The organism is Kitasatospora sp. NPDC051702, from assembly GCF_040681575.1.
Taxonomy (GTDB): domain Bacteria; phylum Actinomycetota; class Actinomycetes; order Streptomycetales; family Streptomycetaceae; genus Kitasatospora.
In genome coordinates, this window is record NZ_JBFAZB010000089.1 from 1 (window position 1) to 10,593 (window position 10,593).

The following is a 10,593-nucleotide window of genomic DNA, read 5'->3' on the forward strand; positions in this document are numbered from 1 at the left end:
TCCGCTCGATCCGGGCGAACGACCCGAAGGCCGACCCGGCGCTGCTGCGGGACATCGAGCGGGCCTACGCCGTCGCCGAGAAGTGGCACCGCGGGCAGAAGCGCAAGAGCGGCGACCCGTACATCACCCACCCGCTCGCCGTGGCGACCATCCTCGCCGAGCTCGGGATGGACGCCCCGACCCTGATGGCCGGGCTGCTGCACGACACGGTCGAGGACACCGACTACGGCCTGGAGACCCTGCGCAAGGACTTCGGCGACTCGGTGGCCCTGCTGGTCGACGGCGTCACCAAGCTCGACCGGGTCAAGTTCGGCGAGGCCGCGCAGGCCGAGACCGTCCGCAAGATGGTCGTCGCGATGGCCAAGGACCCGCGGGTCCTGGTGATCAAGCTGGCCGACCGCCTGCACAACATGCGCACGATGCGCTACCTCAAGCGGGAGAAGCAGGAGAAGAAGGCCCGCGAGACCCTCGAGATCTACGCCCCGCTGGCGCACCGGCTGGGCATGAACACCATCAAGTGGGAGCTGGAGGACCTCGCCTTCGCGATCCTCTACCCCAAGATGTACGACGAGATCGTCCGGCTGGTCGCCGAGCGCGCCCCCAAGCGGGACGAGTACCTGGCGACCGTCATCGACCAGGTCCAGGGGGACCTGCGCGGCGCCCGGATCACCGCCTCCGTCACCGGCCGGCCGAAGCACTACTACTCGGTCTACCAGAAGATGATCGTCCGGGGCCGGGACTTCGCCGAGATCTACGACCTGGTGGGCATCCGGGTCCTGGTCGACACCGTCCGCGACTGCTACGCGGCGCTGGGCACCATCCACGCGCGGTGGAACCCGGTGCCGGGGCGGTTCAAGGACTACATCGCGATGCCCAAGTTCAACATGTACCAGTCGCTGCACACCACGGTGATCGGCCCGGGCGGCAAGCCCGTCGAACTGCAGATCCGCACCTTCGACATGCACCGCCGGGCCGAGTACGGCATCGCCGCGCACTGGAAGTACAAGCAGCGCGCGGTGGCCGGCGCCTCCAAGGTCCGCACCGACACCCCGACCCAGGTCCGCAAGGACGACAAGGCCGGCGCCGTCAACGAGATGGCCTGGCTGCGGCAGCTGCTGGACTGGCAGAAGGAGACCGCCGACCCGGGCGAGTTCCTCGAGTCGCTCCGCTTCGACCTGGCCAGCAACGAGGTCTTCGTCTTCACGCCCAAGGGCGACGTGATAGCGCTGCCGGCCGGTGCGACCCCGGTCGACTTCGCCTTCGCGGTGCACACCGAGGTCGGCTACCGGACCATAGGGGCCCGGGTGAACGGGCGGCTGGTGCCGCTGGAGTCGACCCTGGAGAACGGCGACACCGTCGAGGTGTTCACCTCCAAGGCGGAGAACGCCGGCCCGTCCCGGGACTGGCTGGGCTTCGTCAAGTCGCCGCGCGCCCGCAACAAGATCCGCGCCTGGTTCTCCAAGGAGCGCCGCGAGGAGGCGATCGAGCACGGCAAGGAGGCGATCGTCCGGGCGATGCGCAAGCAGGGCCTGCCGATCCAGCGGATCCTGACCGGCGACTCGCTGGTCACCCTGGCCCACGAGATGCGCTACCCCGACATCTCCTCGCTCTACGCCGCGATCGGCGAGGGCCACGTCGCCGCGCAGAACATCGTGCAGAAGCTGGTCCAGGCGCTCGGCGGCGAGGAGGGCGCCACCGAGGACCTCGCCGAGACCGCGACCCCGACGCACGACAACCGCCGCGCGGTGCGCCGCCGGGCCAAGGGCGACCCGGGCGTGATCGTCAAGGGCGTCGAGGACGTCTGGGTCAAGCTCTCCCGCTGCTGCACCCCGGTGCCGGGCGACCCGATCCTCGGCTTCGTGACCCGCGGCAACGGCGTCTCCGTCCACCGCGCCGACTGCGTCAACGTCGAGGCGCTGAGCCAGCAGCCGGAACGGATGATCGACGTCGAGTGGGCGGCCACCCAGTCCTCGGTCTTCCTGGTGGCCATCCAGGTCGAGGCGCTGGACCGGTCCCGACTGCTGTCGGACGTCACCCGGGTGCTCTCCGACCAGCACGTCAACATCCTGTCGGCGGCGGTGCAGACCTCCCGCGACCGGGTCGCGATGAGCCGCTTCACCTTCGAGATGGGCGACCCGAAGCACCTCGGCCACGTGCTCAAGGCCGTCCGCGGCGTCGAGGGCGTGTACGACGTCTACCGCGTCACCTCGGCCCGCAAGTAGCGGCCGGGCGCGCGGCGCGCACGAGGAAGGCCCCCGGGGGAGTTCCCCCCGGGGGCCTTCGGCGTACGGCGGGCCGACCGGGACGGTCAGCCGCTGAACTCCTCCTGGCTGCGGTGCGCCTGCTCCAGCAGGGTCTGCACACCGGCCAGCTCGGACTCCAGCTTCGCGGCCTTGGACGCGTTGCCGGCGGCACGGGCCTTGTCCAGGTCGGCCTGGATCTTCTCGGCCTTGGCCTCGAACAGGCCGACCATGCCGGCGGCACGGGCCTTGGCCTCCGGGTTGGACCGCTTCCACTCGGCGTCCTCGGCCTCGCGGATGGCCCGCTCGACCGCGTTCAGCCGGCCGTCCAGCTTCGGACGGACGTCGCGCGGCACGTGCCCGATCGCCTCCCAGCGCTCGTTCACCTCGCGCAGCGCGGCCTTGGCCGCCTTCAGGTCGGTGATCGGCAGGATCGCCTCGGCCTCGGCCGCCAGCGCCTCCTTGAGCTGCTGGTTGGCGACCTGCTCGGCGTCCCGCTCGCTGAACACCGCGGAACGGGCCTGGAAGAACACGTCCTGCGCGCCGCGGAACCGCGCCCACAGCTCGTCCTCGACGTCGCGCTGGGCCCGGCCGGCGGCCTTCCAGCGCGCCATCAGGTCGCGGTAGCGGGCCGCGGTGTCGCCCCACTCGGTGGACGAGGAGAGCGCCTCGGCCTCGGTGACCAGCGCCTCCTTGGTCTGCCGGGCCTGCTCGCGCTCGGCGTCCAGGGTCGCGAAGTGCGCCTTGCGGTGCTTGGAGAAGACCGAGCGGGCGTGCGAGAAGCGGTGCCACAGCTCGTCGTCGCTCTTGCGGTCCAGGCGGGGCAGGCCCTTCCAGGTGTCCACCAGGGCGCGCAGCCGGTCCCCGGCCTCCCGCCACTGGGTCGACTCGGCGAGCTGCTCGGCCTCGGCGACCAGCGCCTCCTTGGCGGTGCGGGTCTCGTCCTGCGCCTTGGCCCGGGCGGCCTTGCGCTCCTCGCGCCGGCTCTCGATCTCGCCGGCGAGCGTGTCCAGTCGCTTGGCCAGGGCCTCCAGGTCACCGACCGCGTGCGCCTCGACGACCTGGGTGCGCAGGTGGTCCAGCGCGGTCTGGGCGTCCTTGGCGGCCAGGTCGGTGGTGCGCACCCGCTTCTCCAGCAGGCCGATCTCCACCTCGATGCCCTGGTACTTGCGCTCGAAGTAGGCGAGGGCCTCCTCGGGCGAGCCGGCCTGCCAGGAACCGACGACGCGTTCGCCGTCGGCCGTCCTGACGTAGACCGTGCCCTGCTCGTCGACACGGCCCCACGGGTCGCTGCTCATAGCGCGTCCTCCACATGACGTCGCGCCCGCGCCGGGGCGGCGCGCGTCCGTCGTCCACAGTTGATGTGCGGCGGACCGATGAGTCCGCCGTCCCCGTCCGCCGAGACTTGCTGCCGAGGGTGGCGGCTAGGCGGGTCCGGGCACCCTATACAACGCCAACATAGGCGACCAGGCCCGGTGCTGTCCGCATCCGGGCCGGGCGATTTCGGGCCCGGGCCGCCCGCGGGCGCCGTCGGCAAGCCTCGCGGGCGACCCCGGGGTAGGTCAACCCTTCGTGGCGGTGACCGAGTTGAAGGTGACGTCGGCCATCGGGTGGCCGTCCGTGCCGCCCTCCAGGGTGCCCGCGGCGGCGATCTTCTGCACCACGTCCAGGCCGCCGGTGATCTTCCCGAAGGGGGTGTAGTTCGGCGGCAGCTGGGTGTCCTTGTAGACCAGGAAGAACTGGCTGCCGTTGGTGCCCGGGCCGGAGTTGGCCATCGCCACGGTGCCCGCCGGGTAGGTCGCGCCGGTCAGGTTCTCGTCCGCGAACTTGTAGCCCGGGTCGCCGGTGCCGCCGGGGACGGTCGCGCTGGCGGTCGGGTCGCCGCACTGCAGCACGAAGATGCCGTCGGTGGTCAGACGGTGGCACTTGGTGTGGTCGAAGTACTTCTCGCCGGCCAGGAAGGCGAAGGAGTTCACCGTGTGCGGCGCCTTGGCCGCGTCGAGCGACAGCGTCACCTTGCCGCAGTTGGTGTCCAGCACGGCCGTGTACGAGGCGGCGGTGTCGATCGACATGGCCGGCTCGGTCTTCCACTGCTTGCCGTTCGGCGCACCCGGCGCCGGCGCGGCGCAGCCCTCGACCGCCTTGCGGACCGGGGTGGTCGGCTCGTTGGCCTGGGTGGGCGCGGCCTGGGGCGACTTGTCCTTGCCGTCCGAGTCGAACGCGCCGGTGCCGATCAGCGCACCGCCGCCGGCCAGGACCACGACGGCGAGCGAGGCGCCCAGGATCGCGTTGCGGCGCTTGCGCGCGGCCCGGGCCGCGGCCCGGCGTTCCGCCTGGCGCTCGTACTTCTCTCGGGCGAGCTGCCGCCGCCGCTGTTCGCTGCTGACCACCGGCCGTGTCTCCTACGGATGTGCTGGAAAAGTGGATGGGTACCGGAGCGGATCATCGCATCCATCAGCGGCCAAGTGTAGGGACCGGGCCCGTAAGAACGCGGTGAACCTGTCAGGACGAAGCGCGGCCGCCACCCGCATCTGGTTCGCAACCGGACCCGCACCGCCGGTAGGCTGCCCATACACCACTGGTAGCCGCATCCCCGGAAGCCGCCCCCAGCACCCGGCAGCCGCACCCGCAGCCGCCGCTGCCGACCGCATCACGAAGGACGCGCGTGTTCATCGCCGGATTCCCCGCTGGAGCCTGGGGCACCAACTGCTACCTGGTCGCACCGGCGGCGGGCGAGGAGTGCGTCATCGTCGATCCCGGCCACCAGGCGGCCCGCGGCGTCGAGGAGATGGTCCGCGAGCACCGCCTCAAGCCCGTCGCCGTGCTGCTCACGCACGGCCACATCGACCACGTGGCCTCGGTGGTCCCGGTCTGCGGCGCCCGCGGCGTCCCGGCCTGGATCCACCCCGAGGACCGGTACATGATGTCCGACCCGGAGAAGGCGCTCGGCCGCTCCCTGGGCACCCAGCTGATGGGCGAGCTCACCGTCGGCGAGCCCGACGACGTGCGCGAGCTCACCGACGGCGCGCTGCTGGAGCTGGCCGGCCTGGAGCTCACCGTCGACCACGCCCCGGGCCATACCGGGGGGTCGGTGACCTTCCGGACGCCCGGTGCCGAGGACCTCCCCCCGGTGCTGTTCTCGGGCGACCTGCTGTTCGCCGGCTCCATCGGGCGTACCGACCTCCCGGGCGGGGACAGCGCGGCGATCATGCGCTCGCTGGCCCGGGTGTGCCTGCCCCTCGACGACACCACCGTGGTCCTCTCCGGCCACGGCGGACAGACCACCATCGGCCGCGAGCGCGCCACCAACCCCTACCTCCGAGAGGCAGCGGGGGCGGCAGGCGCCCCGGCCTTCCCGCGACGAGGAATGTGACGGAAGAGAAGTTGAGCACCTTCACCGCCCCCAAGGGCACCTACGACCTGCTGCCCCCCAGCTCCGCGACCTTCCTGGCGATCCGCGAGCGCATCGCCGCGCCCGCCCGCCGGGCCGGCTACGGCTACGTCGAGACCCCGGTCTTCGAGGACGTGAAGCTCTTCTCCCGCGGCGTCGGCGAGTCGACCGACATCGTCAGCAAGGAGATGTACAACCTCACCACCCGGGGCGGCGACGAGCTCGCGCTGCGTCCGGAGGGCACCGCCTCGGTGCTGCGCGCCGCCCTCCAGGCCAACCTGCACAAGCAGGGCAACCTGCCGGTCAAGCTCTGGTACTCCGGCTCGTACTACCGCTACGAGCGCGCCCAGAAGGGCCGCTACCGCCAGTTCTCGCAGGTCGGGGCGGAGGCCATCGGCGCGGAGGACCCGGCGCTGGACGCCGAGTTGATCATCTTGGCCGACGACGCCTTCCGCTCGCTGGGCCTGAGCGACTACTCGCTGCTGCTCAACAGCCTCGGCGACAAGCAGTGCCGCCCGGTCTACCGCGCCGCCCTGGTCGAGTTCCTCGCCGGCCTGGACCTGGACGAGGACACCCGCCGCCGCGCCGGGATCAACCCGCTGCGCGTCCTCGACGACAAGCGCGAGGCCGTGCAGGCCCAGCTCGTCGACGCCCCGAAGCTGCGCGACTACCTGTGCGAGGAGTGCAAGGCGTACGACGAGAAGGTCCGCGAGCTGCTCACCGCGAACGGCGTCGCCTTCGTCGACGACCCCAAGCTCGTCCGCGGCCTGGACTACTACACCCGCACCACCTTCGAGTTCGTGCACAACGGCCTCGGCGCCCAGTCCGCGATCGGCGGCGGCGGCCGCTACGACGGCCTCTCCGAGATGATCGGCGGCCCGGCGCTGCCCTCCGTCGGCTGGGCCCTCGGCGTGGACCGCACCTTCCTGGCGATGGAGGCCGAGGGCGCCGCCCTGGACCTCCCCGCCGCCACCTCCGTGTACGCCGTCGCGCTCGGCGAGGAGGCCAAGAACGTCCTGTTCGCCAAGGTCGTCGAGCTGCGCCGGGCCGGTGTCGCCACCGACCTGGCGTTCGGCGTGAAGAGCATCAAGAACGCCATGAAGTCGGCCGACCGGTCCGGCGCCCGCTTCGCCCTCGTCGCCGGTGACCGCGACCTCGCCGAGGGCGTCGTCCAGCTCAAGGACCTGACCACCGGCGAGCAGAACCCCGTCGCCCTCGACGCACTCGTCACCACCCTGAAGGAGAAGCAGCTGTGATCCGCACGCACGACGCGGGCACGCTCCGCCCGGAGCACGCAGGCACCACCGTCACCCTGGCCGGCTGGGTCGCCCGCCGCCGCGACCACGGCGGTGTCGCCTTCATCGACCTGCGCGACGCCTCCGGCACCGTGCAGATCGTGGTCCGCGACCTGGACTCGGTGCACGGCCTGCGCGCCGAGTACTGCGTCAAGGTCGTCGGCGACGTCCGGGTGCGCCCCGAGGGCAACGAGAACCCCGACATCCCGACCGGCGCCGTCGAGGTCGTCGTCAGCGGGATCGAGGTCCTCTCCGAGGCCGCCCCGCTGCCCTTCCCCGTCGCCGAGTACGAGCCGGGCACGGTCAACGAGGAGGTCCGGCTGCGCTACCGCTACCTGGACCTGCGGCGCGAGGGCCCGGCGAAGGGCCTGCGGCTGCGCTCGAAGGTCAGCAACATCATCCGCCGGGTGATGGAGGAGAACGACTTCCTCGACATCGAGACGCCGTACCTCACCCGCTCCACCCCCGAGGGCGCCCGCGACTTCCTCGTCCCGGTCCGCCTGCAGCCCGGCCACTGGTACGCCCTGCCGCAGTCGCCCCAGCTGTTCAAGCAGCTGCTGATGGTGGCCGGCATGGAGCGCTACTACCAGATCGCCCGCTGCTTCCGCGACGAGGACTTCCGCGCCGACCGGCAGCCGGAGTTCACCCAGCTGGACATCGAGGCCTCGTTCGTCGACCAGGAGGACATCCTGGCCCTCGGCGAGAAGATCGTCGGCGCCATCTGGCGCGAGGTGCACGGCTACGAGCTGCCCGCCCCGCTGCCCCGGATGTCCTACGCGGACGCCATGTCCCGCTACGGCTCCGACAAGCCGGACGTCCGCTTCGGGCAGGAGCTCACGGACCTCACCGAGTACTTCAAGGGCACCGCGTTCCGCGTCTTCCAGGCCCCGTACGTCGGTGCCGTGGTCATGCCCGGCGGCGCCTCGCAGCCCCGCAAGGCGCTGGACGCCTGGCAGGACTGGGCCAAGGCGCGCGGCGCCCGCGGCCTGGCCTACGTCGTCATCGACGCCGAGACCGGCGAGCTGCGCGGCCCCGTCGCCAAGAACCTGTCCGAGGAGCACCTGGCCGGCCTGGCTGCCGCCGCGGGCGCCAAGAACGGCGACGCGATCTTCTTCGCGGCCGGAAAGCAGCGTGCCTCCCAGGAGCTGCTGGGCGCCGCCCGCCTGGAGATCGGCCGCCGCTGCGAGCTGATCGACGAGTCGCAGTGGGCCTTCCTCTGGGTCGTCGACTTCCCGATGTTCGAGCCCATCGAGGACGACAAGGGCGAGTTCCAGGGCTGGCACGCGGTGCACCACCCGTTCACCGCACCGACCGCCGAGTCGCTGGCGACCTTCGACACCGACCCGGGTGCGGCGCTCTCCAACGCCTACGACCTGGTCCTCAACGGCTCGGAGCTGGGCGGCGGTTCGATCCGTATCCACCAGCGCGACGTGCAGAAGCGGGCGTTCGACGCGATCGGCCTCTCCGAGGAGGAGGCGGCCTCGCAGTTCGGCTTCCTGCTGGACGCCTTCAACTACGGCCCCCCGCCGCACGGTGGCGTCGCCTTCGGTCTCGACCGGATCGTCACGCTGCTCGGCGGCTACGACACCATCCGGGACGTCATCGCCTTCCCGAAGACGTCCACCGGCGGGGACCCGCTGACCGGCGCCCCGACGCCGATCACCCCGGCGCAGCGCCGCGAGGCGGGCGTGGACGCCGCCCCGAAGCAGCGCGAGGACGCCAAGTCCGAGGCCCAGCCCAAGGCCTGACGCCGAATCCGCTAACCTGCAACGGCCCCGGACGGTCCACCCACCGTCCGGGGCCGGTCCACAACGGTGTGTGACACAGGGAGGGTTGACTCATGAAGGTCACCACGAGAGTCGAATGTCCGGACGACGCCCCGGCCACCAGACGCGTCCACATGGCCGCGTTCCCCGGCCCGGACGAGGCGGACCTGGTGGACGCGCTGCGCCGCGATCCCGCCTGGGTGCCCGGGCTGTCCGTGGTCGCGGTCGACGAGACCGGGCTGGTCATCGGGCACGCGCTGCTGACCCGGCTGCGGGTCGGCGAGGACGGCCTGGGGCTGGCGCTCGCGCCGGTCGCGGTCGCGCCGGAGTGGCAGCGCAAGGGCGTCGGCGAGCTGGTCGTCCGGGCCGCGCTGGCGGCGGCCGAGGAGGCGGGCGAGAAGCTCGTGGTCGTCCTCGGCGATCCGGCGTACTACGGGCGGTTCGGCTTCGCCCCGGCCGTGCGGCACGAGGTCAGCGGCCCGTTCGAGGTGCCCGAGACCTACTTCCAGACGCTGGCGCTGCCCGCGTACGACGGCGGTCCGCGCGGGCTCTGCCGTTACCCGGAGCCGTTCGTCTCGGTCTAGGCCGCGCCCCGGGCCGCGCCGGCCCGACCCCCGCCGAACGGTACCGTGACCCGGCAGCTGCGCACGAACGCGGCCATCGCCGGCGTGAGTTCGCGGTCCTTCGGCCAGTAGAGCCCGACCTGGCTCGGGCTGAGCCCCCGCACCGGCCGGTAGGCGACGTCATCCCGCGCGGCCAGCCGGCTCATCGTCTCCGGTGCGAAGCCGACGCCCTGGCCGCACACCACCGCGGCCAGCCACTCGTCGGAGTTGTGCGCCACCGCGCCGATCCGCACCGGACGCCCGCCCCGCTCGTGGGCCGCGAGCCAGTACTCGCGCCAGTGCCCGGCCTCGTGCGGTATCGCCACGAACGGTTCGTCCGCCAGGTCCTCGAGGTCGAGCTCGGCCCGGGCCGCCAGCCGGTGCCCGGCCGGCAAAGCCGCGACCCGCGCCTCCTGGCCGAGCACGGCGGCGTTGTAGTGCTCGACCAGCCACGGCGGTCCGTGCCAGAGCGTCAGGTCGATCTCGCCGGTGGCCAGTCCCGAGGTCGGGTCGAACCAGTTGTTCTGCCGCAGCTCCACCTGCCAGCCGGGCATCCGCCGGGCGAAGTCGGCGAGCGTGCTGCGGGTCACCAGGTTGATGATGCCGCCCTCGAACCCCACCCGCAGCACCGAGCACTGCCCGGCCGCGGCCGCGCGGGTGGTGCGCAGCGCGTCGTCCCAGCCGGCGAGCAGCGCCCCGGTGTGCTCCGCCAGTGCCCGGCCGGCCTGGGTGGGCGTCATGCCGCGCCGCGAGCGCTCGAACAGCTCGACCCCGAGCAGCGCCTCCAGCTGGCGGATCTGCTTGGTCAGCGTCGGCTGGGAGACGAACAGCCGGGCCGCCGCGGCGGTCAGCTGACCCTCCTCGCAGACCGCGGTGAAGCTGCGCAGCAACCGGGTGTCGACATCCATGCCCCAAGGTTATGGAACGGGATATTGGACCGGCCCGGCAGGTGTGGGCCAAGGTTGATCGTTCGGCGTCCGCGCCGATCGGACGGGGGAGCGCGGCAGCGGCGGTTCAGGGGGCCGCCGCTGCCGCGGACCCGTCGCACGACCTGCGGAACCGGCCCCCAGCGCCTACGGTGACTGGTGATCAGCGGCGTCGGACGGAGGAGCCCAGGTGGCGAAGGAGCAGCGGACCGCGGAGTCGGAGCGGCTGTCGAGGAAGCCCTACGAGCGGGAGCTGCTGCGGCTGCAGCAGGAGCTGGTCAAGCTCCAGGAGTGGGTGCGGGTCACCGGGGCCCGGCTGGTGGTGGTCTTCGAGGGCCGGGACGCCGCGGGCAAGGGCGGCGCGATCAAGCGG

At 72.2% G+C, this 10,593-nt stretch carries 8 protein-coding genes and 1 pseudogene; 6 read left to right on the forward strand and 3 right to left on the reverse strand.

Features of this window, described 5'->3' with window-relative positions; genetic code table 11:
- Nucleotides 1-2,222: bifunctional (p)ppGpp synthetase/guanosine-3',5'-bis(diphosphate) 3'-pyrophosphohydrolase (locus tag AB0N04_RS38080; RefSeq protein WP_363365731.1), on the forward strand; the 2,222-nt coding region annotated here is incomplete at its 5' end.
- Nucleotides 2,223-2,308: 86 nt separating this feature from the next.
- On the opposite strand, the gene AB0N04_RS38085 is transcribed toward AB0N04_RS38080, so the two are convergent.
- Nucleotides 2,309-3,538: a DUF349 domain-containing protein gene (locus AB0N04_RS38085; RefSeq protein WP_360208888.1), complete on the reverse strand. Its 1,230-nt coding sequence runs from the start codon at nt 3,536-3,538 to the stop codon at nt 2,309-2,311.
- Nucleotides 3,539-3,802: 264 nt separating this feature from the next.
- Nucleotides 3,803-4,630: a peptidylprolyl isomerase gene (locus tag AB0N04_RS38090; protein ID WP_360208891.1), complete on the reverse strand. Its 828-nt coding sequence runs from the start codon at nt 4,628-4,630 to the stop codon at nt 3,803-3,805.
- 275 nt (nt 4,631-4,905) lie between these two features.
- Between AB0N04_RS38090 and AB0N04_RS38095 the strand changes: the two genes are divergently transcribed.
- From AB0N04_RS38095 to AB0N04_RS38110, 4 genes are all read left to right on the forward strand, one after another.
- Complete coding sequence (locus tag AB0N04_RS38095) at nt 4,906-5,613, forward strand: MBL fold metallo-hydrolase (protein WP_360208894.1); 708 nt, start codon at nt 4,906-4,908, stop codon at nt 5,611-5,613.
- Nucleotides 5,614-5,624: 11 nt separating this feature from the next.
- Nucleotides 5,625-6,887 carry a histidine--tRNA ligase gene (gene hisS / locus AB0N04_RS38100; protein WP_360208897.1) on the forward strand — a complete coding sequence of 421 codons (1,263 nt, stop codon included), beginning with the start codon at nt 5,625-5,627 and terminating at the stop codon, nt 6,885-6,887.
- Nucleotides 6,884-8,674: an aspartate--tRNA ligase gene (aspS, locus tag AB0N04_RS38105; protein WP_360208899.1), complete on the forward strand. Its 1,791-nt coding sequence runs from the start codon at nt 6,884-6,886 to the stop codon at nt 8,672-8,674. Before hisS ends, aspS begins: the two co-directional genes overlap by 4 nt.
- Nucleotides 8,675-8,766: 92 nt before the next feature.
- Entirely contained in the window at nt 8,767-9,276 is a 510-nt protein-coding gene (locus AB0N04_RS38110; protein ID WP_360208901.1) for an N-acetyltransferase, read from the forward strand.
- Here the strand turns inward: AB0N04_RS38110 and AB0N04_RS38115 are convergent.
- Complete coding sequence (locus AB0N04_RS38115; RefSeq protein ID WP_360208903.1) at nt 9,273-10,202, reverse strand: LysR family transcriptional regulator; 930 nt, start codon at nt 10,200-10,202, stop codon at nt 9,273-9,275. The genes AB0N04_RS38110 and AB0N04_RS38115 overlap by 4 nt on opposite strands.
- Nucleotides 10,203-10,410: 208 nt before the next feature.
- Between AB0N04_RS38115 and AB0N04_RS38120 the strand changes: the two are divergent.
- Nucleotides 10,411-10,593, forward strand: a pseudogene (locus AB0N04_RS38120) (polyphosphate kinase 2); the annotation flags it as partial.

Coding starts and splice junctions, on each gene's coding strand:
- AB0N04_RS38085 (WP_360208888.1), bottom strand. CDS start 3,538: ATGAGCAGCGACCCGTGGGGCCGTGTCGACGAGCAGGGCACGGTCTAC.
- AB0N04_RS38110 (WP_360208901.1), top strand. CDS start 8,767: ATGAAGGTCACCACGAGAGTCGAATGTCCGGACGACGCCCCGGCCACC.
- AB0N04_RS38115 (WP_360208903.1), bottom strand. CDS start 10,202: ATGGATGTCGACACCCGGTTGCTGCGCAGCTTCACCGCGGTCTGCGAG.